This is a genomic window from Serratia sp. PL17, assembly GCF_017832355.1.
Classification (GTDB): Bacteria; Pseudomonadota; Gammaproteobacteria; order Enterobacterales; family Enterobacteriaceae; genus Serratia.
Genome location: NZ_JAFIBY010000015.1, coordinates 1 through 25786 on the forward strand (window position 1 = coordinate 1; position 25786 = coordinate 25786).

A 25786-nucleotide genomic window follows, 5' to 3' on the forward strand; every position below is an offset into this window, starting at 1 on the left:
TCAACCCCTAAATTTCAGGATTTTTTCTCTTCGAACCCCGGAGACTCTGTGAAGTTGTTCACATGTTCCGTGTCGATGGAGGCGCATTATAGGGACCCGAGTTTTTTGCACAACCCCTTTTTTGATCTTTTCTTTCTGTTTGCACACTTTTAAACCCTTTCGCGTGGATCTTGCGCGATCAGGGCTGTTTTCCACAGGATCTATCGTTTCAGTTGGTTGTAATTCCACCGCCAGCGTCTAGTATTGCCGATAAATATGATCCCACGTGAGGCTATATCATGTCCGATGCAGTACGTTCTTATCTTCATTACTCTCCTAAACTGGGTCAACGCGTGATGATCGATCCTTCCAGCGTCGTGATCGGCAATGTCTCACTGGCGGATGACGTCAGTATTTGGCCTTTGGTTGCCATTCGTGGTGACGTGAACGCAGTCATTATCGGCGCACGCAGTAATATTCAAGACGGCAGCGTGCTCCACGTGACCCATAAATCCGAACATAACCCTGAAGGTTACCCACTGCTGATTGGGGAAGACGTGACGGTAGGGCATAAAGCAATGTTACACGGCTGCGCGATTGGCAATCGCGTACTGGTAGGAATGGGATCGATCCTGCTCGATGGTGCAGTAATAGAAGATGACGTGATGATTGGTGCCGGCAGCCTGGTCGCGCCAGGTAAACGTCTGGTGAGCGGTTATCTCTATATGGGGAGCCCCGCGCGCCAGGTTCGTCCATTGACCGCTGCCGAACGGGAAGGATTGCTTTACTCTTCTACTAACTACGTACGTTGGAAAGACGAATATTTGTCAGAAGATATCTGACAAACGCCCGTTTCCTAATAGGATAACGGGCTTAGCGTTACGCCGCCAGTTCGTGACGCAACTGGCGCAGCACCGGCTCGATCTCCGGCATCACACCATGCCATAACAGAAACGCATGTGCAGCCTGCCCCACCAGCATGCCTAAACCGTCGGCATAGTCTGTTGCGCCTTGTTGCTGCGCCCAGGCCAGAAACGGTGTTAGCCCCTGCTGATAAAACATGTCATAGCAACGGGTGCGGGCATTGATCATGCCAACGGGTAACGTCGGGATCTCACCACTAATACCTGACGCTGTAGCATTAATGACTAAATCAAACTGCTGTTGATCCAATTGATCCAGAGGCAATGCGGATATTTCACCGAGATGCTGGAATACTTGTGCCAGCGTCTGCGCGCGACCAAAAGTGCGGTTAGTGATCACCACGTCACAACCAAACGACAGCAACGGCAAGATCACTCCGCGAGCCGCGCCGCCGGCTCCCACCAGCAGAACGCGATCCTTTGGTCGGATCAGCCCTTGACGTTCAAGATCCGTCAGTAGCCCGATTCCATCAGTGTTGTCACCCAGTAGACCTCCTTCCGGCAATACCTTCAGCGTGTTTACCGCACCGGCCAGCGAAGCTCGCTCACTGAGCTCCGTCGCGACCTCATAGGCCTTTTCTTTAAAAGGCACGGTAACATTCGCGCCCTGACCGCCCGCCCGAATGAACATCTGCAAAGTCGCTTCGAAATCATCCAGCGGCGCTAACACCGCACCATAGGGATGTTCTATACCGGTTTGGGCGGCAAATAACGCATGAATACGCGGCGATTTGCTGTGACTGATAGGATTACCAAATACCGCGAACTTCTCCATGCACATTACCTCTAGCCTTGACGGATTTGCTTGCCCGTCAGGACATCTCTGATTTCGGAAGGGTTAAGGCGGCCACCGACGCTACCCACCAACACAGGGAAAGCAGCACCGAATTGCTGTTGTACCTCATCAGTACTGCGACAAGGTTCTTGCCCACTAAGATTGGCGCTGGTCGATACCAGCGGTTTGCCAAACTGCCGACACAGTTGCTGTACTAACGGGTGATCACTCACACGCACAGCCAATGAATTGAAGCGGCCAGTCAGCAAACGCGGAGTATCCGCCCGCGCAGGGATAACCCAAGTCACGGGGCCCGGCCAACTGGCGAACATCGTCGCTCGCTGCTGGTCACTCAGTGCAGCGTCATCTATATAAGGTGCTAACTGCGCGTAATCGGCCGCAATCAGGATCAGGCCTTTTTCCCAAGGACGTTGTTTCAGAGCCAATAACGCGTTGACCGCCTGCTCGCTGTCAGGATCGCAGCCCAGGCCAAACACCGCCTCGGTCGGGTAGGCAATAACCTGTTGGTTCTGCAACGCGTCAATTATTGGCGTGAAATTAGAAGTGAATTCTGAGCTCATGATGTCGTTATTCTGTGGTTACTACGGGTTTTCCGCAAAGTTTACTGGCGCAGTAAAGGGTTGGACCTTTTACCGTGCGCTTCTCCATCAACAACGGATAATGACAGTAGCTGCACTCACCGGCGACAGGTTTAAAATTGAGAACGAACTGGCATTCCGGGTAGCGATCGCAGGAGTGGAAAACCTTGCCATAGCGCGATTTGCGCTGAAGCAATTTACCCTGCTCACACTGCGGGCAGCTGATACTGGTTTCGTCCGGTTTATCGATGACTTCAGTATGATCGCACTCAGGATAATTACTGCAGGCAATAAACATACCGTAACGCCCCTGACGCAATGCCAGCACCGCTTGGCATTTCGGACACGCCTGCCCATCGAGCATCTTGACGATATGGCCCTCGACCTGCGCTTTCAGCGGCCGAATATGTTGGCATTCAGGATAACGAGAACAGCCGAGGAAGGGGCCGTGGCGACCACTGCGGATCACCAGCTCGGCCCCGCATTCCGGACAGGGTTCATTTTGCCTGGCGGCAAAAATCGCTGCTTTTGTCATAACTTCTTCTATGCATGTTATCGGCTCAGTGCAGATAACCTTCGTTTACTTCAAACAACAGTTCTTCCATTTGCTGATAGGCGCTTTCATATCCGGGGATATTAAACAGTACCATCAGCACCACCCATTTCAGATCTTCGAGATCGAATTCTGTGTTATCCAAAGCCATAACACGATCGATAACCATTTCACGGGTTTCGAGGTTCAATACCTGAATCTGCTCCAGGAACAGGAGGAAACCACGGCAACTAGCATCCAAACGCACACCTTCTTCTTCGGTGTAGATCCGCATTGCTAACGGATCGGCATCCATAAAATACGGTGCATTTTCGCCTTCTTGTAAGTCAGCGAGTTTTTCAAGCCAATTCAACGCGTTGTAGATATCATCCCGATGAAACCCCGCTTCAGCGAGATCATCGGTCAGTTGATCCTGATCGACGCGCATCTCTGGTTCATTGTGGATATAAGTTTCAAACAAGTACATCAGTACGTCGAACATGGCCTGCCCTCCTTATTCGGACATAGCCGCCGGGTACAGCTGCGATCCACCCTGCTAACTCCAGATCGAGTAACTTGATTACTACCTCTGGCACAGGTTGGCCGGCACGTTCAGCGACGACGTCAACAGGTGTCACCTCATCTCCTACGTTAGCCAACACATCGGCAAATGGCAATTCAACTTCGGCTTCTGACGCACAAATAGTTGTATTTTCGCTCAAGGAGAGCCAATGCAGACCGCTTCCCAGCTGTTCAGCAATTTCTTTCGGCCCTGTAACCAAATAAGCGCCCTGCTGAATCAGCCAATGTGTACCTTCACTCATTGGGTTGCCCAACGCGCCGGGGAGAGCGAAAATTTCCCGCCCCTGTTCCAAAGCATAGCGGGCGGTAATCAGCGTTCCACTGCGTAAAGAGGCTTCAATCACGACCACGCCCAGGCTCAGCCCACTAATAATACGGTTGCGCTGTGGAAAATGGCTTGGCATCGGTAGGTCTGTGGCCAAATACTCAGAAACCAATGCCCCACCACTCTCAATGATGCGTTCAGCCAAACGGCGATGCTGGCGCGGGTAGACATTGGCTAAACCGCTACCGAGTACAGCGACCGTTCGACCTTCTGCGGCCAGCGCAGCACGATGGCAGATGCTATCAATACCCATTGCCAGTCCACTGGTAATGGTAAACCCACAGTGTACCAACCCAGTGGCAAAGTAAGTGGCCCAATGCTCACCATAATGGCTGAACTGGCGACTACCAACCATGGCAATTTGCGGCTGCCGAACGGCTTCGGGGTTACCTTTCACCATCAGCACTAGTGGCGCATCCTCTAGAGGGAGCAATCGCTCGGGGTATTCCGCCTCTCCATATAACCAAAGCACATTACCGGGGTGTTCTAACCAAGCGAGCGTAGCGGCCAGATGACGCGCATTTGCCTGGCGGAACTGTGCCTGCTGCCGCTGGTTTAGCCCCACCTCTCGCAACAAACGATAAGGGTCACCGCCGGCTGCCACTATCTGCCGGATTATCTGGCTGGCCTTAGCTGCGCTCAGCCCAGCGACTCCACGCATCCGTAAACAGATTTCCTGTGCCTGCATCGCCTGTTCCCCCGCAAAAAATGGTGGTATTACCAATTCGAGCAATTGGTGCGCAATGCTGTCAATCAGGCCGGGAAATGTCTAGAATAGAAGCTAAACCTCGTTTATCACTCGGATACAGATCTCAAGATATATGTCAGTATTGCAGGTATTACATTACCCAGACGACCGGCTGCGCAAAGTCGCGGCCCCGGTAAAAGAAGTCAATGCGAATATCCAGCGCATCGTGGATGATATGTTTGAAACCATGTACGCAGAGGAAGGCATTGGCCTGGCTGCGACACAGGTGGACATCCATCAGCGCATTATCGTTATTGACGTTTCTGAGAACCGCGATCAGCGCTTGGTGCTGATCAACCCGGAACTGCTGGAAAAAAGCGGCGAAACCGGGATTGAGGAAGGTTGCCTCTCTATCCCTGAACAACGTGCTTTAGTTCCGCGCGCAGCTGCTGTGAAAATCAGAGCACTGGACCGTGACGGAAAACCTTTCGAGCTGGAAGCTGACGATCTGTTAGCCATTTGTATCCAGCACGAGATGGATCACCTGGTAGGCAAGCTGTTCGTCGATTACCTGTCGCCACTCAAGCGCCAACGTATTCGTCAGAAACTGGAAAAAATGGCCAAGCTTAACGCGCGCGCCTAACCCATCAGGAAATCAACGTGTCTGACTCTTTACGGATTATTTTCGCCGGAACTCCAGACTTCGCAGCGCGTCACCTTGACGCGCTGTTGTCATCTGAGCACCAGATCGTCGGGGTCTTCACCCAGCCCGACCGCCCTGCGGGTCGCGGTAATAAACTGACGCCTAGCCCGGTCAAAGTTCTGGCCGAGCAGCATCATTTGCCCGTATTCCAACCCAAATCACTGCGCCCGGAAGAGAACCAGCACTTGGTTGCTGATCTCAACGCTGATGTGATGGTGGTGGTGGCCTATGGCTTGATCCTGCCTAAAGCGGTGTTGGATATGCCACGGCTTGGTTGCATCAACGTCCACGGCTCGCTGCTACCACGCTGGCGCGGTGCTGCACCAATCCAGCGTTCACTCTGGGCTGGTGATAACGAAACTGGCGTGACCATCATGCAGATGGACGTGGGTTTGGACACTGGCGATATGATGTACAAAATCGCTTGTCCAATTGAGGCGGATGACACCAGTGCCAGTCTGTACGACAAACTGGCGCAGCTTGGCCCACAAGGCATGCTGGCCACGCTACAGCAAATGGCTGCGGGTACGGCGAAACGTGAAGTACAAGATGAATCGCTGGTAACCTATGCTGAGAAGCTGAGCAAAGAAGAAGCGCGCCTGGATTGGAACCTATCGGCTGCACAGCTTGAACGTTGCATCCGTGCCTTTAACCCATGGCCAGTCAGCTATTTCACCCTTGAAGATCAACCCGTGAAAATCTGGCAGGCAACAGTATTGGCACAAACCACTGATGCAGAACCTGGTACCATTATCCATGCTGACAAGCAGGGTATCCAGGTAGCGACCGCTGAGGGTGTTCTTAACCTGACTCAATTGCAACCGGCAGGAAAAAAACCGATGTCAGCACAAGATCTGCTGAACTCACGCCGTGAATGGTTTACACCGGGCAACCGGCTATAAATCGCCCCCACTGCCCGGTCGATAATCGCCGGGCTGTTTCTTTCTTAACGCCGATCGTTATCAGCTTTAGCCTATGAAAAACAATTACAATCTCCGCAGCATCGCTGCCAAAGCCATCGGCCAGGTGCTCGATCAGGGTCAGTCACTCAGCACTGTCCTGCCGTCACTGCAAAAGACCATTTCTGACAAGGACCGCGCACTCCTGCAAGAGCTGTGTTTCGGCACCCTGCGCGTATTGCCGCAACTGGAATGGTGCATCCAGCAATTGATGGCAAAACCCATGACTGGCAAGCAGCGCACGCTGCACTATTTGCTGATGGTGGGCCTCTACCAGCTGCTGTATACACGCATACCCGCCCACGCAGTATTAGCGGAAACAGTAGAAGGCGCAGTGGCATTGAAACGGCCTCAACTTAAAGGCCTGATCAACGGCGTTCTGCGCCAGTTCCAGCGCCAACAGGAAGAGTTACTGCAACGTGCCGCCAACAATGACAGCCGCTATTTGCACCCGAGCTGGCTGTTAAAGCGTATCCAGCAGGCCTATCCCGCGCAGTGGGAACAGATTATTGACGCCAACAATCAGAAGCCACCTATGTGGTTACGCGTCAATCGTCTTCATCATTCCCGTGAAGATTACTTGCAGTTGATGGAGCAAGCGGGCATTGCCGCCGTCCCGCATACTGAATATCGCGATGCGGTACGTCTACTGGCGCCATGTGCCGTCACCGACCTGCCAGGTTTTGCCGATGGGTGGGTAACGGTGCAAGATGCTTCCGCACAAGGCTGTGTCGATCTTCTCGATCCGCAGGATGGCGAGCAGATCCTCGATCTTTGTGCGGCTCCCGGTGGCAAAACTACCTATATCTTGGAAGCGGCTCCCAAAGCCCATGTGATGGCGGTCGATATCGATGAGCAGCGTCTGAGCCGGGTTAAAGAAAACCTGCAACGCCTGCGTTTACACGCCGACGTAAAACTGGGTGATGGCCGTACCCCGCAGCAATGGTGCGGTGATAAACAATTCGATCGCATTCTCTTGGATGCCCCTTGTTCTGCCACCGGTGTAATCCGCCGGCATCCCGATATCAAGTGGTTGCGCCGCGACAGCGACATCGCGGACCTGGCTGCTTTGCAGGCCGAGATCATTGAAGCCATTTGGCCACATCTCAAAACCGGTGGAGTGATGGTGTATGCCACCTGTTCTATTCTACCGGCAGAGAATGCTGAGCAAGTTGCAGCCTTCCTTCAGCGTCATGCAGATGCTCGTCTGGTTGAGACCGGTAACGATCAACAGCCTGGCCGACAGAATCTTCCCCATCCTGAGGATGGGGATGGCTTCTTTTACGCTAAGCTGATTAAAATGTAGCTGTTCCGTACTCAGGGCGCGTCTGTTGCGCCCTTTCAGATAATCTTCAGCGGTTTCAGTGTGAAGCAGAGAAGCAAATGAAAATAATTATTCTTGGCGCAGGTCAGGTGGGTGGAACACTGGCGGAAAACCTGGTGGGCGAAAACAACGATATTACCGTCGTGGATACTGATGCCGGCCGCCTGCGTCAGTTACAGGATAAGTTTGATCTGCGGGTCGTTCAGGGATATGGCTCTCATCCACGCGTACTCCGTGAGGCCGGTGCTGAAGATGCCGATATGTTGGTTGCAGTCACTAATTCTGACGAAACCAATATGGTTGCCTGCCAGATTGCCTACTCGCTGTTTAATACCCCCAACCGAATCGCCCGAATTCGTGCGCCAGAATATATCCGCGAGTCAGAGAAGCTGTTCCAACCCGAAGCCGTACCCATTGATCACCTGATCTCACCGGAACAACTGGTTATCGACTACATCTACAAGCTGATTGAATACCCAGGTGCACTACAGGTGGTTAATTTTGCTGAAGGCAAGGTCAGCATCGCGGCGGTAAAAGCCTATTACGGTGGCCCACTGGTCGGTAATGCGCTGTCTTCGATGCGTGAACACATGCCGCACATTGATACCCGTGTCGCCGCAATCTTCCGCCAGGATCGTCCTATCCGTCCACAGGGTTCCACCATTATCGAAGCCGGTGACGAAGTCTTCTTTGTGGCTGCCTCACAGCATATCCGCGCGGTAATGAGTGAGCTGCAACGGCTGGAAAAACCGTATAAACGCATCATGATTGTCGGCGGCGGCAACGTTGGTGCCGGTTTGGCGCAGCGGTTGGAGAAATCCTACAACGTGAAGCTGATCGAACGAAATCAGCAACGCGCTGCAGAACTGGCCGAACAACTGCACGATACCATTGTGTTTTATGGTGATGCCTCAGACCAGGAGCTGCTGGCGGAAGAGCATGTTGACCAAGTCGACGTCTTTATTGCCATAACCAATGACGATGAAGCTAACATCATGTCAGCCATGCTCGCCAAACGAATGGGTGCCAAAAAAGTAATGGTACTTATTCAACGCCGCGCCTATGTTGACCTGGTTCAAGGCAGCGTAATCGATATAGCGATTTCACCACAGCAAGCAACCATCTCAGCATTGTTAGGCCACGTGCGTAAAGCGGATATCGTCAGCGTTTCATCATTACGTCGCGGTGTGGCGGAGGCGATTGAAGCCATAGCACATGGTGATGAAAGTACGTCAAAAGTGGTTGGCCGCATTGTAGAAGATATTAAACTGCCGCCAGGTACCACCATTGGTGCCATTGTGCGTGGTGATGACGTTATTATTGCTAATGGCAGCAGTAAAATCGAACAGGGCGATCACGTCATTATGTTTATTACCGACAAGAAGTTCGTCCCTGACGTTGAGCGCCTGTTCCAGCCAAGCCCATTCTTCTTGTAGAACAAATGTAGCAATGGATGGTCTATAATTACGAGGTTGTTCTCTGCCGTGGAAAGAGACAAATCTTTTCTCTCCTTTTGTGGCAAAGGGAAATTGCTTTGTTAAACTTGAGTTATTAAATTCTTCAAGGGGTGCGTTCTATGAGTATGATGAAAGAGTTCCGCGAATTTGCCATGCGTGGCAACGTGGTTGACTTGGCAGTGGGTGTGATTATTGGTGCAGCATTCGGTAAGATCGTATCGTCTTTCGTTGCAGATATTATCATGCCACCACTGGGCTTATTGATCGGCGGCGTTGATTTCAAACAATTCCACCTGGTATTACGCGAAGCTCAAGGCGCAGTACCTGCAGTAGTAATGAACTACGGCTCATTCATTCAGACCATTTTCGACTTCGTTATTGTTGCCTTTGCTATTTTCCTGGCAATTAAGCTAATGAACAAAGTGCGTCGTAAACAAGAAGAAGCACCAGCGGCCCCGCCGGCGCCAACTGCTGAAGAAAAACTGTTGACTGAAATCCGTGATTTACTGAGTCAGCAGCAACAGCCAAAACTGTAAACCTGTTTATCCTGCACAAATAAAAAGCCATCTTATTCAGATGGCTTTTTTAATGTCTTAAAACCAGAAGGCCAGTGGTAAAATATCGCCTGATACTTTACCACTGGCCTCCCAGCTGCCACCTTTTGCATGTTTGTCTTTGCGCCGGTAGCTCCCTTTCCCTTTAGTATTTTTTTCTACTCTTTGGCGGAATAAAGGGTCATGCAACAGCGCCTCAATGGCATTGTCTTGTATCTTGCCTTTCGTATGACGGTATTGAGTCATAGTAATGTACCTTCTCTATGTATGGTTATATAACGCGATAATATTACTGCTGGTCGTATAAAAATTAAAGTACCGCCGATTGTATTAAGCACCTTTTTTTACTTTTTCATCGCTGGCTCCCTGCTCCAGCGCTTCAAGGATCGAGCAATAACTACTGGTATGAGCACTACCGCAACAAGCATCGCTAAGACGCTTTAACGACTCACGCATCCGAGTTAGTTCCTTAAGCTTATTTTCTACTTCACCGAGCCGCGCATCGACGATTGACTTAGACTCCTGGCAGGTATGATGCTCAGGATCAACACGGATCGACAACAGTTCAGCAATGGTTTCTAGCGTAAAACCGAGCTGTTTGGCATAACGTATAAAGCGCAACCGCTGCAGGTCTTGATTGTTGTACAACCGGTAACCGCCCTCGGTTCGAACGTTATGGTCCATCATCCCTTGTTTTTCGTAGTACCGCACCGTGTCCGGCGTAACGTCTGCAAGCTTTGCAAGTTGCCCAATCTTTAACATTGCCCTTCCTCCGAAGAAAACTTATCACCCAATGCGCGTTGGTATTCACTATGCAAAAAGTCAGTGCTCATCCCTGCCTGTCGTAAACGGTGTTCTAACAGTGCCATCCGTTTCCCTAACTCAACATAGTCCGGATGTTCGCTATTAATTTCTTGCAGTAAACGAGCTATGCTCAGCGCTTCTTTACGATCCTCTAATTCTGCAGGCAAATAGCCTGCATTTTTAAGCAGGCGAAATCCAGTACGCAGCTCAACGGGAACCGCACTGTCATCATCCAACTCAAGCGGCAGCCCCTGGCCCGGTAAATTATCCAATTCACCTTTAGCCTGGGCATCGAGAATATGACGTTCCGCCCATTGATCGAGTAACCACATAGCAGGATCCCTCAGTTGATCTGATTAATAACGTCAGCATAGCGGATAGGGGCGAGGATCTTAAGTCTGGCGGGGGAAGAACGCACGTTTAGCCGGGTATAGACGTAAAAAAACCGGGCAAGCCCGGTTTTTTTACGCGTCTACAGATTACTCTGCAGTTGCTACTTCTGCTTGAGACTCAGCACGATCAACCAGCTCGATGTATGCCATCGGCGCGTTGTCGCCTGCGCGGAAGCCACACTTCAGAATGCGAGTGTAACCACCGGCACGGCTCGCGAAACGCGGGCCCAGCTCGTTAAACAGTTTTGCCACGATCTCGTTATCACGAGTACGGGCGAATGCCAGACGACGATTAGCTACGCTGTCGGTCTTGGCAAGAGTAATCAGCGGCTCAACAACGCGACGCAGCTCTTTCGCTTTTGGCAAGGTCGTCTTGATGATCTCATGACGAACCAAAGAGCCGGCCATGTTACGGAACATAGCCTGGCGATGGCTGCTGTTACGGTTCAGTTGACGACCACTCTTACGATGGCGCATGACCTTATCCTTCTCAGTAAAACCTTAACCTGTGATCCGGTTACTCGTCAGCAATGCTTGCCGGTGGCCAGTTTTCTAGGCGCATGCCCAGAGACAGACCACGGGAGGCCAGCACGTCTTTAATCTCAGTAAGAGATTTTTTACCCAGGTTCGGCGTTTTCAGCAACTCAACCTCGGTACGCTGTACCAGATCACCGATGTAGTGGATAGCTTCTGCCTTAAGGCAGTTAGCAGAGCGGACAGTCAATTCCAGATCGTCAACAGGGCGCAGCAGAATCGGATCGAATTCTGGTTTCTCTTCTTTAACTTCTGGTTGACGTACATCACGCAAGTCAACAAAAGCTTCAAGTTGTTCAGCCAGGATGGTTGCCGCACGGCGGATCGCCTCTTCAGGATCGATCGTGCCATTGGTTTCCATTTCGATGACCAGCTTGTCCAGGTCAGTACGCTGTTCTACACGCGCTGCTTCAACATTGTAGGCAATACGCTCTACAGGGCTATAGCATGCGTCAACCAACAGACGACCGATCGGGCGCTCATCTTCTTCCGAATGAATTCGGGCAGAAGCCGGCACATAACCACGACCACGTTGAACTTTGATACGCATGCTGATAGCAGCGTTTTCATCGGTCAGGTGGCAGATCACGTGCTGAGGCTTGACGATTTCGACATCACCATCATGGGTAATGTCGGCAGCGGTCACAGGGCCAATGCCAGATTTATTCAGGGTAAGGATAACTTCATCTTTCCCTTGAACTCTCACCGCCAGCCCTTTCAGGTTGAGCAGGATCTCCAGGATATCTTCCTGTACGCCTTCTTTGGTGCTGTACTCGTGCAGTACACCATCAATCTCAACCTCGGTCACCGCGCAACCCGGCATAGATGAAAGCAGAATACGGCGCAGTGCGTTGCCAAGAGTATGGCCAAAGCCACGCTCTAAAGGCTCAAGGGTCACCTTGGCGTGCGTCGAACTGACTTGCTCGATATCTACCAGGCGCGGTTTTAGAAACTCTGTCACAGAACCCTGCATTGTGTCCTCTCTTTGGTACTAAGCCTTACTTGGAGTAAAGCTCGACGATCAGGTGTTCGTTAATGTCCGCAGACAGATCGGTACGTTCAGGCATACGCTTGAACACGCCTTCCATCTTAGCAGCATCAACTTCAAGCCAGGTCGGCTTTTCACGCTGCTCAGCCAGCTCCAGAGAAGCTTTAACACGAGATTGCTTTTTAGCCTTCTCGCGGATGCTGACTACGTCATTCGGAGATACCTGATAAGAAGCGATGTTAACAACGCGACCATTTACCATAATTGCTTTGTGGCTAACTAACTGACGTGACTCTGCACGAGTAGCGCCGAAGCCCATACGGTAAACAACGTTGTCCAGACGACCTTCCAGCAGTTGCAACAGGTTTGCACCGGTGTTGCCCTTCAGGCGTGCTGCTTCTTTGTAATAGTTACGGAACTGACGTTCCAGAACACCGTACATACGGCGAACTTTTTGCTTTTCACGTAACTGTACACCGTAGTCAGACAGACGCGGTTTACGCGCACCGTGTTGACCAGGCGGTTGCTCAATTTTACACTTGGTATCGATCGCGCGAACGCCAGACTTAAGGAACAAGTCTGTGCCCTCACGGCGGCTAAGCTTGAGCTTAGGACCCAAATATCTTGCCATTTTCTTTCTCCAACAAACCTAAAAGCAGCGTTATACGCGGCGCTTTTTCGGCGGACGACAACCGTTGTGAGGGATAGGAGTCACATCAGTAATATTAGTGATGCGGAAACCTGCGGCGTTCAGTGCACGAATAGTTGATTCGCGACCCGGACCCGGTCCCTTAACCATAACTTCCAGGTTCTTGATACCGTATTCTTTTACTGCGTCAGCACAACGCTCGGCTGCAACCTGAGCTGCAAACGGAGTTGACTTACGAGAACCACGGAAACCAGAACCACCGGCAGTTGCCCAACCCAATGCATTACCCTGACGATCGGTAATAGTTACAATGGTGTTGTTGAAAGAAGCATGGACATGAGCCACGCCGTCAGAGACTTGTTTTCTTACACGCTTACGTGTACGAACAGGTGCCTTTGCCATTATTCAATCACCCTGATTATTTCTTGATTGGTTTACGCGGACCCTTACGGGTACGTGCGTTGGTCTTCGTACGCTGACCGCGAACTGGCAGACCACGACGATGACGCAAACCACGGTAAGTACCAAGATCCATCAGACGCTTGATGCTCAGGGTAACTTCACGACGCAAATCACCTTCTACAGTGAATTTGGCGACTGCTTCACGCAGCTGTTCAATTTGCTCTTCAGACAGCTCACTGATCTTAACATGTTCAGCAATACCCGTAGCAGCACAGATAGACTGTGAGCGGGTTTTACCGATTCCGAAGATCGACGTTAAGGCGATTACGGTATGTTTATGATCAGGAATGTTAATGCCTGCTATACGGGCCACTATGCACTCCTACTATTTTATACGGCAACACCATTCTGAAAAGCCCGTTTTCAGGATACTCAAATAATGTTGCAGCTACATACAAAAGATTGGCTGGCTAATCTAGCCAGCTCAACCCAACTTTGCAAGAAAAATATGCGAGATAATCAGCCTTGACGCTGTTTATGCTTCGGCTCGGCGCTGCAAATCACACGAACGACACCGTTACGCTTAACGATTTTGCAGTTACGACATAATTTCTTGACGGAAGCACGAACTTTCATTTTTACTCTCCGTAACTTCTCAAACGCACCTGAATTAGCGGTTATAGCCTTTCAGGTTTGCTTTCTTCAATGCAGACTCGTACTGACTTGACATCATCAGAGTTTGCACTTGAGCCATAAAGTCCATGATGACGACAACCACGATCAGTAGCGAGGTACCACCAAAGTAGAATGGTACTTTCATTGCATCACGCATGAACTCCGGGATCAGGCAGATGAAAGTAATGTACATCGCGCCCACCAGGGTTAAACGCGTCATTACTTTATCGATGTACTTCGCCGTTTGCTCTCCCGGACGAATTCCTGGTACGAAGGCACCGGACTTCTTCAGGTTATCTGCTGTCTCACGCGGGTTGAAAACCAACGCCGTGTAAAAGAAACAGAAGAAGATGATTGCAGACGCATAGAGTAACACATAAAGCGGTTGCCCTGGCTGCAAATACAGCGAAATCGTTGTCAGCCAGTTCCAACCGGTACCGCCCCCAAACCATGATGCAATCGTGGCAGGGAACAGAATAATGCTGGAAGCGAAGATTGCTGGGATAACCCCTGCCATATTCACTTTCAACGGTAAGTGTGTGCTCTGTGCTGCATAAACACGACGACCTTGTTGACGCTTCGCATAGTTAACGACGATACGCCGTTGACCACGTTCGATGAAAACAACGAAGAAGGTTACTGCAAACACCAATACTGCAACCAACAGCAACAGGAGGAAGTGCAGGTCGCCTTGCCGGGCTTGCTCAATAGTATGGGCCACTGCCGGCGGGAGTCCCGCTACAATACCTGCGAAGATAATGATCGAGATACCGTTACCGATACCGCGTTCAGTAATCTGTTCGCCCAGCCACATCAGGAACATTGTCCCGGTAACCAAGCTCACGACTGCAGTAAAGTAGAATGCAAAGCCTGGGTTTAACACCAGACCCTGCATACCAGGCATATTCGGCAGACCAGTAGCAATACCGATCGACTGGAATATGGCCAACACCAGCGTACCGTAACGGGTGTACTGGCTAATCTTACGACGGCCAGCCTCCCCTTCTTTCTTAATTTCAGCTAACGCTGGATGAACCACCGTTAACAGCTGGATAATGATCGACGCCGAAATATACGGCATGATCCCCAGAGCAAAGATAGAAGCACGGCTGAGGGCACCACCAGAGAACATGTTAAACATTTCAATGATAGTGCCTCTCTGCTGCTCGAGCAATTTGGCAAGCACAGTGGCATCGATACCAGGAATCGGAATAAAAGAGCCGATACGGAAGACAATCAGCGCGCCGATTACAAACAAAAGTCTGCGCTTCAGCTCGCCGAGCCCGCCTTTAGCACTTTGAAAATCTAATCCTGGTTGCTTAGCCATCTGCTACTTATTCCTCAATTTTACCGCCAGCAGCTTCGATAGCAGCACGAGCGCCTTTGGTGACACGCAGACCACGCAGGGTAACCGGACGAGCGATTTCGCCTGAAAGCATAACTTTCGCGAATTCGATCTGGACACCAACAACGTTAGCGGCTTTCAGCGTGTTCAGGTCGATTACGTCGCCTTCAACAAGAGCCAGCTCAGACAGACGAACTTCTGCCGTGATCATAGCTTTGCGAGAGGTGAAGCCGAATTTCGGCAAACGACGATATAAAGGCATCTGACCACCTTCAAAACCACGACGTACGCCACCGCCAGAACGTGAGTTCTGACCTTTGTGACCACGACCAGCGGTTTTACCCAGGCCAGAACCAATACCACGACCTACACGCTTAGGCGCATGCTTGGCACCTTCAGCCGGAGACAGAGTATTTAAACGCATCTGTTACTCCTCAACCTTAACCATGTAGGAAACCAAGTTGACCATACCACGTACAGCAGGAGTATCCTCACGCTCTACAGTATGACCAATACGACGCAGACCTAAACCGATCAGGGTTGCCTTATGCTTTGGCAAACGGCCGATGCTGCTTTTTGTTTGAGTTACTTTAATAGTCTTTGCCATGGTTATTTCCCTAGAATTTCTTCGACGGACTTACCACGCTTAGCAGCGACCATTTCTGGGGATTTCATATCTTCCAAAGCAGCAATAGTTGCACGAACCACGTTGATCGGGTTAGTAGAACCATAAGCTTTAGCTAATACGTTATGAACCCCTGCAACTTCCAGGACGGCGCGCATTGCACCACCGGCGATGATACCGGTACCTTCGGAAGCTGGTTGCATGAATACGCGGGAACCTGTGTGAGCACCTTTTACAGGGTGCTGCAGAGTACCGCTATTCAAAGCAACATTAATCATAGCGCGACGGGCTTTTTCCATCGCTTTCTGGATCGCTGCCGGAACTTCGCGTGCTTTGCCGTAGCCAAAACCAACGCGACCGTTACCATCACCAACAACTGTCAGTGCGGTAAAGCTGAAAATACGGCCACCTTTTACGGTTTTAGATACGCGGTTTACCGCGATCAGCTTTTCCTGCAGTTCGCCAGCTTGTTTTTCGATGTGAGCCATCTTAAACCTCTTCCTTAGAACTGAAGGCCAGCTTCACGGGCAGCATCTGCCAGTGCCTGGACTCGACCATGATATTGGAAACCGGAACGGTCAAAGGAAACTTTAGAGATCCCTTTTTCCAACGCACGTTCAGCCAGTGCTTTACCTACTGCTGCTGCTGCGTCTTTGTTACCGGAATACTTCAATTGCTCTGTGATAGCTTTTTCTACAGTAGAAGCGGCTACCAGTACTTCAGAACCATTTGGCGCAATTACCTGTGCGTAAATGTGACGCGGGGTACGATGTACCACCAGGCGGGTTGCACCCAGTTCTTTGATCTTACGGCGTGCGCGGGTCGCACGACGGATACGAGCAGATTTCTTATCCATAGTGTTACCTTACTTCTTCTTAGCCTCTTTGGTACGCACGACTTCGTCGGCGTAACGGACACCCTTGCCTTTGTAAGGCTCAGGACGGCGGTAGGCACGCAGATCTGCAGCAACCTGGCCAATAACTTGTTTATCAGCGCCTTTCAGCACGATTTCAGTTTGGCTTGGGCATTCAGCAGTAATACCTGCTGGCAGCTGGTGATCGACCGGGTGAGAGAAGCCTAAGGCTAAATTCACCACGTTGCCTTTAATGGCAGCACGATAACCAACACCTACCAGTTGAAGCTTCTTGGTGAAGCCTTCGGTAACACCAATTACCATTGCGTTCAGCAGAGCGCGCGTAGTACCCGCTTGGGCCCAGGCGTTTGCAAAACCTTCGCGCGGGGCGAAAGTCAGTGCGTTAGCTTCTTGCTTCACTTCAACGGCGTCATGGACAGTACGAGTCAGCTCGCCGTTTTTACCCTTAATCGAAATAACCTGACCGTTGAGTTTTACCTCTACGCCGGCAGGAATGACGACGGGTGCTTTTGCAACACGAGACATTCTTTCCTCCCGAATTAAGCTACGTAGCAGATAATCTCGCCACCAAGACCTGCTTGGCGAGCTGCACGATCGGTCATAACACCTTTAGAGGTAGAAACAACAGCGATACCCAAACCGGCCATAACTTTTGGCAGCTCATCTTTTTTCTTGTAGATGCGCAGACCTGGACGGCTGATTCGCTGAATGCTTTCTACCACTGCCTTGCCCTGGAAGTACTTCAGTACCAGTTCCAGAACAGGCTTGGCGTCGCCTTCGATTTTGAAATCTTCAATAAAACCTTCATCCTTCAGCAGTTTGGCAATTGCCACTTTCAGCTTGGAGGAAGGCATGGTGACCGCAACTTTGTTCGCGGCTTGACCGTTACGGATACGGGTCAGCATATCCGCGATCGGATCTTGCATGCTCATCTGTCTTTACTCCCGTGATTCAATTGGTAATTACCAGCTAGCCTTTTTCAAGCCAGGTACTTCACCGCGCATAGCGGCTTCACGTAACTTGATACGGCTCAACCCGAATTTGCCCACATAACCATGTGGACGGCCAGTTTGGCGGCAGCGCTTGCGCTGACGAGACGGGCTGGAATCACGCGGCAGAGTTTGCAGCTTGAGAACAGCATCCCAACGATCTTCGTCGGATGAGTTCACACCAGAAATGATAGCTTTCAGTTCCTCGCGTTTAGCGCGGTACTTTTCAGCCAGTTTCACGCGAACGACTTCGCGTGCTTTCATTGATTGCTTAGCCATCAGTAACCCTGCCTTACTTACGGAACGGGAAGTTAAAAGCAGCCAACAGCGCGCGGCCTTCATCATCAGATTTCGCAGTAGTGGTAATGGTAATATCCAAACCACGAACGCGATCGACTTTGTCGTAGTCGATTTCTGGGAAGATGATTTGCTCACGCACACCCATGCTGTAGTTACCACGGCCGTCGAATGACTTAGCGGACAAGCCACGGAAGTCACGGATACGTGGAACAGCAATGGAAATCAGACGCTCAAAGAACTCCCACATGCGTTCGCCACGCAGAGTTACTTTACAGCCGATCGGATAGCCCTGGCGGATTTTGAAGCCTGCAACAGATTTGCGTGCTTTGGTGATGAACGGCTTTTGACCGGAGATAGCTGCCAGATCAGCTGCTGCGTTATCCAGCAGTTTCTTGTCAGCGATCGCTTCACCAACACCCATATTCAGGGTGATCTTCTCGACCCGAGGGACTTGCATGACAGAGTTGTAATCAAACTGAGACATCAGTTGTTTGACTACCTCGTCTTTGTAGTAATCATGCAGTTTCGCCATCGTATTACTCCAAATTACTTGATAGTTTCGCTGTTAGACTTGAAGAAACGGACTTTTTTTCCGTCTTCGAATCTAAAGCCTACACGGTCAGCCTTACCGGTAGCCGTGTTGAAGAGAGCAATGTTAGAAACCTGAATTGCAGCTTCTTTTTCAACAATGCCACCTGGTTGGTTCAGGGCCGGAACCGGCTTCTGATGTTTCTTAACCAGGTTGATACCTTCAACAATGACCTTGCCAGCAGACAGGACATTTTTTACTTTACCGCGCTTACCTTTGTCTTTCCCGGTAAGAACGATAACTTCGTCATCACGACGGATTTTCGCTGCCATGGTTCGCTCCTTAGAGTACTTCTGGTGCCAGAGAGATAATTTTCATGAACTTCTCATTACGCAGTTCACGAGTTACCGGCCCAAAAATACGCGTACCGATAGGCTGCTCGCTGTTATTGTTCAAAATAACGCATGCATTACCATCGAAGCGAATGACAGAACCGTCCGGGCGACGTACACCCTTCTTGGTGCGCACCACTACCGCCTTCAGCACATCGCCTTTCTTCACCTTACCGCGAGGAATTGCTTCCTTGATGGTAATTTTGATGACGTCGCCGATGCCTGCGTAGCGACGGTGCGAGCCACCTAGAACCTTGATACACATTACGCGACGTGCACCGGAGTTGTCGGCGACGTTCAGCATAGTCTGTTCTTGGATCATTTTAGTGCTCCGCTAATGTCAACTACTACTTTAAGACCTAAGAAAACTTTAGGCCGTTGAAAAGCCCCATTACCGAGGGCGCAGCATTATAACACCGCTTCCAGAGTATGGGTAGAAAAAATAAACGGCTCATTTTCTGAGCCGTTTATTAAGTAAGAGCCAGCTACTCTATTACAGAATCGCTTTCTCTACAACGCGAACCAACGTCCAGGACTTAGTCTTGGACAATGGACGGCATTCGCGGATTTCTACCACGTCGCCGATACCACATTCGTTGTTCTCGTCATGTACGTGCAGCTTGGTCGTACGCTTGATGAATTTCCCGTAGATCGGGTGCTTCACCGTGCGCTCGATAGCAACAACCATGGATTTCTCCATTTTGTCACTAACAACACGACCCTGCAGGGTACGGTTAATATCAGTCATTTACACACCCGCCTTTTCAGTCAGTAAAGTCTTAACGCGTGCGACATTACGACGCACTTGTTTCAACAGGTGAGTTTGTTGCAGCTGGCCACTTGCCGCCTGCATGCGCAAGTTAAATTGCTCACGCAGCAGGTTGAGCAGCTCAGTGTTCAGCTCTTCAACGCTTTTTTCACGCAGCTCTTGTGCTTTCATTACATCACCGTCTTAGTTACAAAGGTGGTTTTGATCGGCAATTTAGCTGCAGCCAGCTTGAATGCCTCACGGGCGACCTCTTCTGGTACACCGTCCATTTCGTACAGGACTTTCCCAGGTTGGATCAGGGCAACCCAATATTCCACGTTACCCTTACCTTTACCCATACGCACTTCGAGCGGCTTCTCGGTAATTGGTTTGTCCGGGAATACACGGATCCAAATTTTACCTTGACGCTTAACTGCACGAGTCATTGCACGACGAGCTGCTTCGATTTGACGAGCAGTCAGACGGCCACGGCCAACAGCTTTCAGACCGAAAGTGCCGAAGCTAACATCCGTACCCTGCGCCAGACCACGGTTGCGGCCTTTGTGCATCTTACGGAATTTTGTACGCTTTGGTTGTAACATCAGCGACTCTCCTTACTTGCGGCCTTTACGCTGCTGCTTTTTAGGTTGAGCAGCCGGTTCCGGTTGTTCAACTGCAGCCATACCACCCAGGATCTCACCTTTGAAGATCCATACCTTAACGCCGATTACACCATAAGTGGTGTGCGCTTCAGATGTGTTGTAATCGATATCCGCACGCAGTGTATGCAACGGAACACGACCTTCACGGTACCATTCGGTACGCGCGATTTCAGCACCGCCAAGACGGCCGCTTACTTCAACTTTGATACCTTTAGCGCCAAGACGCATTGCGTTCTGTACAGCACGCTTCATAGCACGACGGAACATAACGCGACGTTCCAACTGTGAAGTGATGCTGTCAGCAACCAATTTAGCGTCAAGTTCCGGTTTACGGACTTCGGCGATGTTAATTTGCGCAGGAACGCCAGCGATATCCGCTACGACCTTACGCAGTTTTTCGACATCTTCACCTTTCTTGCCGATAACGATGCCTGGACGAGCAGTGTGAATAGTCACACGGATGCTCTTCGCAGGACGCTCGATAACGATGCGAGAAACGGAAGCTTTCGCCAGTTCCTTAATCAGGAATTGACGAACTTTAAAGTCGCTGTCCAGGTTGTCAGCGAATTCTTTGGTATTCGCATACCAAGTAGAGTTCCAAGGTTTGACAATACCCAGGCGAATACCATTAGGATGTACTTTCTGACCCATTGCTAGTCTCCAGAGTCTCAGCGATCGGACACAACCACAGTAATGTGGCTGGTGCGCTTCAGGATGCGATCTGCACGACCTTTTGCACGCGGCATAATGCGCTTCATGCTTGGGCCTTCGTCTACGAAGATTTTCGTGACTTTCAGATCATCGATGTCAGCGCCATCGTTGTGTTCTGCGTTAGCAATGGCAGACTCCAGCACTTTCTTAACCAGACCAGCAGCTTTCTTGTTGGTGTAGGCCAGAGTTTCCAGAGCTTGCGACACTTTCTTACCGCGGATCAGGTCTGCAACAAGGCGGACCTTCTGTGCAGAAGAACGAGCGTGGCGATGTTTAGCGATAGTTTCCATCTCTTCCTCCTACCTTAGCGCTTTTTAGCTTTTTTATCAGCCGCATGGCCGCGATAAGTGCGAGTCGGCGCGAATTCACCCAGTTTGTGACCGACCATTTCATCGGAAACGAACACTGGTACGTGCTGACGACCATTATGGACAGCGATGGTCAAACCGATCATGTTAGGAAAGATCGTTGAACGACGGGACCAAGTGCGCAAAGGCTTCTTGTCACCGCTTTCCACCGCTTTCTCTACCTTCTTCAGCAAGTGCAGGTCAATAAAAGGACCTTTCTTGAGAGAACGTGGCATGGCTTATCCTCTAATTATTTTTTGCTACGGCGACGTACGATGAACTTATCGGTACGCTTGTTGCTGCGGGTTTTCTTACCTTTGGTCTGAACGCCCCATGGTGTTACTGGGTGTTTACCAAAGTTTTTACCCTCACCACCACCGTGCGGGTGATCTACCGGGTTCATCGCCGTACCGCGAACGGTAGGACGAACACCACGCCAACGTGCAGCACCTGCTTTACCCAGAACGCGAAGCATATGTTCAGCGTTACCGACTTCACCCAGGGTGGCGCGGCAATCAACTGGAACTTTACGCATTTCGCCTGAGCGCAGACGCAGAGTTACGTAGGAACCATCACGTGCAACGATCTGAACGTAGGCACCAGCAGAACGAGCCATCTGGCCGCCTTTACCTGGTTTCATTTCTACGTTATGAACCGTTGAACCCACTGGGATGTTGCGCATTGGCAGGGCGTTACCTGCTTTGATTGCAGCATCAACACCAGATTGGATCTGGTCACCAGCTTTCAGGCCTTTCGGCGCCAGGATGTAACGGCGTTCGCCGTCTTTGTACAGAACCAGCGCGATGTTCGCGGAACGGTTCGGATCGTACTCCAGACGCTCAACCACAGCAGGGATACCATCTTTGTTGCGTTTGAAGTCAACCAGACGATAATGTTGCTTGTGGCCACCACCGATATGACGGGTGGTGATACGGCCATTGTTGTTACGACCACCGCTTTTGCTCAGTTTCTCAAGCAGCGGGGCATAAGGTTTACCCTTGTGCAGCTCAGGGTTAACCACTTTAACAACGTGGCGACGACCCGGAGATGTAGGTTTACATTTAACAATTGCCATTGTTCTTACTCCTCCGACTTACTCTGCGCCGCCGATGAAGTCCAGATTCTGGCCTTCTTTCAGGGTGACGTAAGCTTTTTTCCAGTCGCTACGACGACCAACACGCTGACCGTGACGCTTCACTTTCCCTTTAACTACCAGGGTGTTAACGTCTTCGACTTCGACTTCAAACAGTTTCTGCACTGCAGCTTTAATTTCTGCTTTGGTCGCGTCTTTGGCAACTTTGAGTACGATGGTGTTGCTTTTTTCCATCGCAGCGGATGCTTTTTCAGATACGTGCGGTGCACGCAGCACTTTCAGCAAACGTTCTTCACGGATCATGCCAGCATCTCCTCAACTTGCTTCACAGCATCAGCAGTCATAACCACTTTGTCGAAGGCGATCAGGCTAACCGGGTCGATACCTGCTACATCGCGCACGTCAACCTTGTACAGGTTGCGAGCAGCCAGGAACAGATTCTCATCCAGTTCACCGGTCACGATCAGCACATCTTCCAGAGCCATATCTTTCAGTTTCTGTGCCAGCAGCTTAGTTTTAGGCGCTTCTACAGAGAACTTCTCGACAACGATCAGACGATCTTGACGTACCAGTTCGGACAGGATGCTTTTCAGCGCGCCGCGGTACATCTTTTTGTTAACTTTCTGACTGTGGTCCTGAGGCTTAGCAGCAAAGGTCACGCCACCTGAACGCCAGATCGGGCTCTTTACAGAACCTGAACGCGCACGGCCGGTACCTTTCTGGCGCCACGGTTTTTTACCGGAACCAGTTACTTCAGCACGGGTCTTCTGAGCACGAGTACCTTGACGGGCACCTGCTGCATAAGCAACAACAACCTGGTGTACCAGCGCTTCGTTGAAGTCACGACCGAAGGTAGTTTCGGAAACAGTCAGCGCGCTTTGCGCGTCTTTCAATACTAATTCCATTGCTATCCCCTTACGCCTTCACAGCTGGTTTAACGATCAGGTTGCCACCGGTTGCGCCCGGTACAGCACCCTTAACCAGCAGCAGGTTGCGCTCAGCGTCAACACGTACTACGTCCAGGCTTTGAACGGTTACACGCTCGTCACCCAGGTGGCCAGCCATTTTCTTGCCTTTGAACACTTTGCCCGGAGTCTGGTTCTGACCGATAGAACCCGGAACGCGGTGAGACAAGGAGTTACCGTGGGTAGCGTCTTGGGTACGGAAGTTCCAGCGCTTTACAGTGCCAGCAAAACCTTTACCTTTAGAAGTACCGGTAACATCGACTTTTTTAACTTCAGCGAAGATTTCTACGCTGATGTTCTGACCTGTAGTGAACTCTTCACCTTCTGCAAGGCGGAATTCCCACAGACCACGGCCAGCTTCGACGCCAGCTTTAGCGAAATGGCCCGCTTCCGGTTTGGTTACGCGGTTAGCTTTTTTGCTACCGGTAGTAACCTGAACGGCACGGTACCCGTCGTTAGCCAGGTCTTTAACCTGAGTCACGCGGTTCGCTTCAATTTCAATCACGGTTACTGGGATAGAAACGCCATCTTCAGTGAAGATACGAGTCATACCCAATTTCTTACCGACTAAACCAATCATTGTTTCAACCTCTCAATCGCTCAATGACCTGATTAACCCAGGCTGATCTGCACGTCTACACCAGCAGCCAGATCCAGACGCATCAGAGCATCAACGGTTTTCTCGGTTGGCTCAACGATGTCAACCAGACGCTTGTGAGTGCGAATCTCGTACTGATCACGCGCGTCTTTGTTAACGTGCGGAGAGATCAGAACGGTAAAGCGCTCTTTGCGAGTTGGCAGCGGGATCGGACCACGGACTTGCGCACCAGTGCGCTTTGCAGTCTCGACGATTTCCGCGGTTGATTGATCGATAAGACGATGATCAAACGCTTTCAGGCGGATACGGATTCTTTGGTTCTGCATGAGACCAGAGCTCCAATTATTTATAAACGTAAATAATTACTCCTCACACCCATTTCGATTGATGGGGGAGTGTAATCGTCAACATATAACCCCCATATCGGGAGTATTGTTCGAAGGGCAAAACGTACCTGCCAATCGACTGATTCGCTAAAATCAGGCTTACCAAGATTAGGTAAGCCCGCGCATTATACGCAAAACAGCGCGAGAAGCAAGACACAGATGGAAATATGCTCAGGATATCGGCATCTTTTACAGGCGGGCATTTTACGTGACGAAGTGCGGAACAGAGATCGATGTATACGGGGGGCTACAATACTGCGTTGCCGGCGCTCCCCCGCCCTGCCGGAGAAAACACATGCCGGCCGGGGAGCATCGTCATTGAGTGGGGGAAACGGTATTTATTTTCCTAAAGCTGAGCTTGCGCGTAGTTCTGGATCCCCAGACGAGCAATCAAATCCAGTTCGGTCTCCAGCCAGTCGATATGCTCTTCTTCATCGGCCAAGATCTCTATCATCAGATCGCGGCTGACATAGTCATGGATAGAATCGGCGTAGGCGATGCCTTCGCGCAGGTTCTTGGCACCCGCCAGCTCCAGCGCCAGATCGGAACGCAGCATCTCTTCAATGTCTTCGCCAATATTCAGCTTGCCGAGATCCTGCAAATTCGGGATACCTTCCAGAAACAGAATGCGTTCGATATAGCGATCGGCATGCTTCATTTCGTCAATCGACTCGTGGTATTCCTTATCATTGAGGCGTGTTAACCCCCAATTCTTGAACATTCGGGCGTGCAGGAAATATTGATTGATGGCAACCAGCTCGTTACCGAGCAGTTTGTTGAGGTGAGCAATGATCTTTTTATCGCCTTTCATAGGTAACTCCTCCTGGCCAGTTCTAAAAGTGTAGAAGCTGTAAGCCAAGAGTCAAAAAATAACCTTACCTTTAGTTAGGCAACTTCGTGCATAGGAATAATGGTTCCGCTTTCCTCCACCATAATCTGTCTTGCCTGACGAATGCACTTTCCGCAATCGGTACCAATTGGCACAAGTTCACGCAATTGTTTCATGGTATGCGGGTTGTGCTGACGCACGGCCTTACGAATCGCTTTGTCAGTCACGGCATTACACAAGCATACATACATAGAGAGACTCACTTCTTAACCAATGCCGTAAGTCTAAATAGGAATGCTTTTTATTTCAATTAACATTTGACAAAATTGCATAAAAAAAGGGCACCGAAGTGCCCTCTTTTTTGTGTCGAAAAATTATACGCGATTAAGCGATAACTTTAGCAACAACACCAGCGCCTACAGTACGGCCGCCTTCACGGATTGCGAAACGCAGGCCGTCGTCCATCGCGATTGGGTGAATCAGGGTTACAACCATGTTCACGTTGTCGCCTGGCATTACCATCTCAACGCCTTCTGGCAGTTCGATGGT

The 25786-nt window shown here is 50.6% G+C and carries 44 protein-coding genes and 1 pseudogene; 6 read left to right on the forward strand and 39 right to left on the reverse strand.

Annotated features, from left to right (window positions below):
- The first annotated feature begins 278 nt into the window (after positions 1 to 278).
- A complete protein-coding gene (locus JOE25_RS25960; RefSeq protein WP_209640474.1) occupies positions 279 to 821 on the forward strand; it encodes a gamma carbonic anhydrase family protein in 543 nt (180 codons plus the stop codon).
- 37 nt (positions 822 to 858) lie between these two features.
- Here the strand turns inward: JOE25_RS25960 and aroE are convergent, their stop codons facing one another.
- From aroE to dprA, 5 genes are read right to left on the reverse strand one after another with little or no spacing between them, the layout of a single operon-like run.
- Positions 859 to 1677, reverse strand: a complete 819-nt coding sequence (aroE, locus tag JOE25_RS25965) for a shikimate dehydrogenase (protein ID WP_209640476.1) — start codon at positions 1675 to 1677, stop codon at positions 859 to 861.
- Positions 1678 to 1688: 11 nt separating this feature from the next.
- The gene (tsaC, locus tag JOE25_RS25970) at positions 1689 to 2258 is read right to left on the reverse strand and encodes an L-threonylcarbamoyladenylate synthase type 1 TsaC (protein WP_209640479.1); all 570 of its coding nucleotides are present in this window, start codon (positions 2256 to 2258) and stop codon (positions 1689 to 1691) included.
- A 7-nt stretch (positions 2259 to 2265) separates the two neighbouring features.
- Positions 2266 to 2811 (reverse strand): type I DNA topoisomerase, encoded by a 546-nt coding sequence (locus JOE25_RS25975; protein WP_209640482.1) that lies wholly within the window; start codon positions 2809 to 2811, stop codon positions 2266 to 2268.
- 25 nt (positions 2812 to 2836) lie between these two features.
- Complete coding sequence (smg, locus tag JOE25_RS25980; protein WP_037425824.1) at positions 2837 to 3310, reverse strand: DUF494 family protein Smg; 474 nt, start codon at positions 3308 to 3310, stop codon at positions 2837 to 2839.
- Positions 3282 to 4403 carry a DNA-protecting protein DprA gene (gene dprA, locus JOE25_RS25985; RefSeq protein WP_209640485.1) on the reverse strand — a complete coding sequence of 374 codons (1122 nt, stop codon included), beginning with the start codon at positions 4401 to 4403 and terminating at the stop codon, positions 3282 to 3284. Before dprA ends, smg begins: the two co-directional genes overlap by 29 nt.
- A gap of 133 nt (positions 4404 to 4536) precedes the next feature.
- On the opposite strand from dprA, the gene def reads away from it, so the two are divergent.
- The 5 genes from def (at position 4537) to mscL (ending at position 9382) form a co-directional block, all read left to right on the forward strand.
- Positions 4537 to 5046, forward strand: coding sequence for a peptide deformylase (gene def, locus JOE25_RS25990; RefSeq protein ID WP_012147205.1), 510 nt, complete (start codon positions 4537 to 4539; stop codon positions 5044 to 5046).
- 17 nt (positions 5047 to 5063) lie between these two features.
- Positions 5064 to 6008: a methionyl-tRNA formyltransferase gene (gene fmt / locus JOE25_RS25995; RefSeq protein WP_209640488.1), complete on the forward strand. Its 945-nt coding sequence runs from the start codon at positions 5064 to 5066 to the stop codon at positions 6006 to 6008.
- A gap of 73 nt (positions 6009 to 6081) precedes the next feature.
- Positions 6082 to 7371: a 16S rRNA (cytosine(967)-C(5))-methyltransferase RsmB gene (gene rsmB / locus JOE25_RS26000; protein ID WP_209640491.1), complete on the forward strand. Its 1290-nt coding sequence runs from the start codon at positions 6082 to 6084 to the stop codon at positions 7369 to 7371.
- Positions 7372 to 7448: 77 nt separating this feature from the next.
- A complete protein-coding gene (gene trkA / locus JOE25_RS26005; RefSeq protein ID WP_209640494.1) occupies positions 7449 to 8825 on the forward strand; it encodes a Trk system potassium transporter TrkA in 1377 nt (458 codons plus the stop codon).
- Positions 8826 to 8965: 140 nt separating this feature from the next.
- Complete coding sequence (gene mscL, locus JOE25_RS26010) at positions 8966 to 9382, forward strand: large-conductance mechanosensitive channel protein MscL (RefSeq protein ID WP_012147209.1); 417 nt, start codon at positions 8966 to 8968, stop codon at positions 9380 to 9382.
- Positions 9383 to 9439: 57 nt separating this feature from the next.
- Here the strand turns inward: mscL and JOE25_RS26015 are convergent, their stop codons facing one another.
- The 34 genes and pseudogenes from JOE25_RS26015 to tuf form a co-directional block, all read right to left on the reverse strand.
- Positions 9440 to 9646, reverse strand: a complete 207-nt coding sequence (locus tag JOE25_RS26015; protein WP_209640497.1) for a ribosome alternative rescue factor ArfA — start codon at positions 9644 to 9646, stop codon at positions 9440 to 9442.
- Between the two features lie 84 nt (positions 9647 to 9730).
- Positions 9731 to 10162: a Zn(2+)-responsive transcriptional regulator gene (gene zntR, locus JOE25_RS26020; RefSeq protein ID WP_209640500.1), complete on the reverse strand. Its 432-nt coding sequence runs from the start codon at positions 10160 to 10162 to the stop codon at positions 9731 to 9733.
- Complete coding sequence (locus JOE25_RS26025; protein WP_209640503.1) at positions 10156 to 10536, reverse strand: DUF1992 domain-containing protein; 381 nt, start codon at positions 10534 to 10536, stop codon at positions 10156 to 10158. The genes zntR and JOE25_RS26025 overlap by 7 nt, the downstream gene beginning before the upstream one ends.
- A 147-nt stretch (positions 10537 to 10683) precedes the next feature.
- Positions 10684 to 11073: a 50S ribosomal protein L17 gene (gene rplQ / locus JOE25_RS26030; protein WP_004929726.1), complete on the reverse strand. Its 390-nt coding sequence runs from the start codon at positions 11071 to 11073 to the stop codon at positions 10684 to 10686.
- A 40-nt stretch (positions 11074 to 11113) separates the two neighbouring features.
- A complete protein-coding gene (rpoA, locus tag JOE25_RS26035; protein ID WP_002919219.1) occupies positions 11114 to 12103 on the reverse strand; it encodes a DNA-directed RNA polymerase subunit alpha in 990 nt (329 codons plus the stop codon).
- 25 nt (positions 12104 to 12128) lie between these two features.
- The gene (gene rpsD / locus JOE25_RS26040; protein WP_004951125.1) at positions 12129 to 12749 is read right to left on the reverse strand and encodes a 30S ribosomal protein S4; all 621 of its coding nucleotides are present in this window, start codon (positions 12747 to 12749) and stop codon (positions 12129 to 12131) included.
- Between the two features lie 30 nt (positions 12750 to 12779).
- Entirely contained in the window at positions 12780 to 13169 is a 390-nt protein-coding gene (rpsK, locus tag JOE25_RS26045) for a 30S ribosomal protein S11 (protein WP_004951128.1), read from the reverse strand.
- A 16-nt stretch (positions 13170 to 13185) separates the two neighbouring features.
- Complete coding sequence (gene rpsM / locus JOE25_RS26050; protein ID WP_020837231.1) at positions 13186 to 13542, reverse strand: 30S ribosomal protein S13; 357 nt, start codon at positions 13540 to 13542, stop codon at positions 13186 to 13188.
- A gap of 146 nt (positions 13543 to 13688) precedes the next feature.
- Positions 13689 to 13805: a 50S ribosomal protein L36 gene (rpmJ, locus tag JOE25_RS26055; RefSeq protein ID WP_002227352.1), complete on the reverse strand. Its 117-nt coding sequence runs from the start codon at positions 13803 to 13805 to the stop codon at positions 13689 to 13691.
- Between the two features lie 34 nt (positions 13806 to 13839).
- Complete coding sequence (gene secY, locus JOE25_RS26060; RefSeq protein WP_004929740.1) at positions 13840 to 15171, reverse strand: preprotein translocase subunit SecY; 1332 nt, start codon at positions 15169 to 15171, stop codon at positions 13840 to 13842.
- Between the two features lie 7 nt (positions 15172 to 15178).
- Positions 15179 to 15613 (reverse strand): 50S ribosomal protein L15, encoded by a 435-nt coding sequence (gene rplO, locus JOE25_RS26065; RefSeq protein ID WP_012147214.1) that lies wholly within the window; start codon positions 15611 to 15613, stop codon positions 15179 to 15181.
- Positions 15614 to 15616: 3 nt separating this feature from the next.
- Positions 15617 to 15796, reverse strand: a complete 180-nt coding sequence (rpmD, locus tag JOE25_RS26070) for a 50S ribosomal protein L30 (RefSeq protein ID WP_002213339.1) — start codon at positions 15794 to 15796, stop codon at positions 15617 to 15619.
- Positions 15797 to 15798: 2 nt separating this feature from the next.
- On the reverse strand, positions 15799 to 16302 hold the full coding sequence (gene rpsE, locus JOE25_RS26075) for a 30S ribosomal protein S5 (protein ID WP_004951140.1): 504 nt from the start codon (positions 16300 to 16302) through the stop codon (positions 15799 to 15801).
- Positions 16303 to 16316: 14 nt separating this feature from the next.
- Positions 16317 to 16670, reverse strand: coding sequence for a 50S ribosomal protein L18 (gene rplR / locus JOE25_RS26080; RefSeq protein ID WP_037425856.1), 354 nt, complete (start codon positions 16668 to 16670; stop codon positions 16317 to 16319).
- A gap of 9 nt (positions 16671 to 16679) precedes the next feature.
- On the reverse strand, positions 16680 to 17213 hold the full coding sequence (gene rplF / locus JOE25_RS26085; protein ID WP_209640506.1) for a 50S ribosomal protein L6: 534 nt from the start codon (positions 17211 to 17213) through the stop codon (positions 16680 to 16682).
- 14 nt (positions 17214 to 17227) lie between these two features.
- Complete coding sequence (gene rpsH / locus JOE25_RS26090; protein WP_037425859.1) at positions 17228 to 17620, reverse strand: 30S ribosomal protein S8; 393 nt, start codon at positions 17618 to 17620, stop codon at positions 17228 to 17230.
- 30 nt (positions 17621 to 17650) lie between these two features.
- Complete coding sequence (gene rpsN / locus JOE25_RS26095) at positions 17651 to 17956, reverse strand: 30S ribosomal protein S14 (RefSeq protein ID WP_012147218.1); 306 nt, start codon at positions 17954 to 17956, stop codon at positions 17651 to 17653.
- Positions 17957 to 17969: 13 nt separating this feature from the next.
- Complete coding sequence (rplE, locus tag JOE25_RS26100) at positions 17970 to 18509, reverse strand: 50S ribosomal protein L5 (protein ID WP_004951155.1); 540 nt, start codon at positions 18507 to 18509, stop codon at positions 17970 to 17972.
- A gap of 14 nt (positions 18510 to 18523) precedes the next feature.
- Positions 18524 to 18838: a 50S ribosomal protein L24 gene (rplX, locus tag JOE25_RS26105; protein WP_020837239.1), complete on the reverse strand. Its 315-nt coding sequence runs from the start codon at positions 18836 to 18838 to the stop codon at positions 18524 to 18526.
- Positions 18839 to 18848: 10 nt separating this feature from the next.
- Positions 18849 to 19220 carry a 50S ribosomal protein L14 gene (rplN, locus tag JOE25_RS26110; RefSeq protein ID WP_020837240.1) on the reverse strand — a complete coding sequence of 124 codons (372 nt, stop codon included), beginning with the start codon at positions 19218 to 19220 and terminating at the stop codon, positions 18849 to 18851.
- Between the two features lie 171 nt (positions 19221 to 19391).
- A complete protein-coding gene (gene rpsQ, locus JOE25_RS26115; RefSeq protein ID WP_037425866.1) occupies positions 19392 to 19646 on the reverse strand; it encodes a 30S ribosomal protein S17 in 255 nt (84 codons plus the stop codon).
- Positions 19647 to 19838 (reverse strand): 50S ribosomal protein L29, encoded by a 192-nt coding sequence (rpmC, locus tag JOE25_RS26120; protein ID WP_004951169.1) that lies wholly within the window; start codon positions 19836 to 19838, stop codon positions 19647 to 19649.
- Positions 19838 to 20248, reverse strand: a complete 411-nt coding sequence (gene rplP, locus JOE25_RS26125; RefSeq protein WP_004951171.1) for a 50S ribosomal protein L16 — start codon at positions 20246 to 20248, stop codon at positions 19838 to 19840. The genes rpmC and rplP overlap by 1 nt, the downstream gene beginning before the upstream one ends.
- 12 nt (positions 20249 to 20260) lie before the next feature.
- Complete coding sequence (rpsC, locus tag JOE25_RS26130; RefSeq protein WP_004951172.1) at positions 20261 to 20959, reverse strand: 30S ribosomal protein S3; 699 nt, start codon at positions 20957 to 20959, stop codon at positions 20261 to 20263.
- Between the two features lie 17 nt (positions 20960 to 20976).
- Positions 20977 to 21309, reverse strand: coding sequence for a 50S ribosomal protein L22 (gene rplV / locus JOE25_RS26135; RefSeq protein ID WP_004391423.1), 333 nt, complete (start codon positions 21307 to 21309; stop codon positions 20977 to 20979).
- A 14-nt stretch (positions 21310 to 21323) separates the two neighbouring features.
- Positions 21324 to 21602 carry a 30S ribosomal protein S19 gene (gene rpsS / locus JOE25_RS26140; RefSeq protein WP_004929772.1) on the reverse strand — a complete coding sequence of 93 codons (279 nt, stop codon included), beginning with the start codon at positions 21600 to 21602 and terminating at the stop codon, positions 21324 to 21326.
- A gap of 14 nt (positions 21603 to 21616) precedes the next feature.
- The gene (gene rplB, locus JOE25_RS26145) at positions 21617 to 22441 is read right to left on the reverse strand and encodes a 50S ribosomal protein L2 (RefSeq protein ID WP_037425869.1); all 825 of its coding nucleotides are present in this window, start codon (positions 22439 to 22441) and stop codon (positions 21617 to 21619) included.
- 18 nt (positions 22442 to 22459) lie between these two features.
- A complete protein-coding gene (gene rplW / locus JOE25_RS26150; RefSeq protein ID WP_004951179.1) occupies positions 22460 to 22762 on the reverse strand; it encodes a 50S ribosomal protein L23 in 303 nt (100 codons plus the stop codon).
- The gene (rplD, locus tag JOE25_RS26155; RefSeq protein WP_004929779.1) at positions 22759 to 23364 is read right to left on the reverse strand and encodes a 50S ribosomal protein L4; all 606 of its coding nucleotides are present in this window, start codon (positions 23362 to 23364) and stop codon (positions 22759 to 22761) included. The genes rplW and rplD overlap by 4 nt, the downstream gene beginning before the upstream one ends.
- A 10-nt stretch (positions 23365 to 23374) precedes the next feature.
- Positions 23375 to 24004: a 50S ribosomal protein L3 gene (rplC, locus tag JOE25_RS26160; protein ID WP_037425873.1), complete on the reverse strand. Its 630-nt coding sequence runs from the start codon at positions 24002 to 24004 to the stop codon at positions 23375 to 23377.
- A gap of 32 nt (positions 24005 to 24036) precedes the next feature.
- On the reverse strand, positions 24037 to 24348 hold the full coding sequence (gene rpsJ, locus JOE25_RS26165) for a 30S ribosomal protein S10 (protein ID WP_001181005.1): 312 nt from the start codon (positions 24346 to 24348) through the stop codon (positions 24037 to 24039).
- Between the two features lie 406 nt (positions 24349 to 24754).
- Positions 24755 to 25219 (reverse strand): bacterioferritin, encoded by a 465-nt coding sequence (gene bfr / locus JOE25_RS26170; RefSeq protein ID WP_209640509.1) that lies wholly within the window; start codon positions 25217 to 25219, stop codon positions 24755 to 24757.
- 74 nt (positions 25220 to 25293) lie between these two features.
- Positions 25294 to 25488, reverse strand: coding sequence for a bacterioferritin-associated ferredoxin (gene bfd, locus JOE25_RS26175; RefSeq protein ID WP_013814795.1), 195 nt, complete (start codon positions 25486 to 25488; stop codon positions 25294 to 25296).
- A gap of 133 nt (positions 25489 to 25621) precedes the next feature.
- Positions 25622 to 25786, reverse strand: a pseudogene (gene tuf, locus JOE25_RS26180) (elongation factor Tu); the annotation flags it as partial.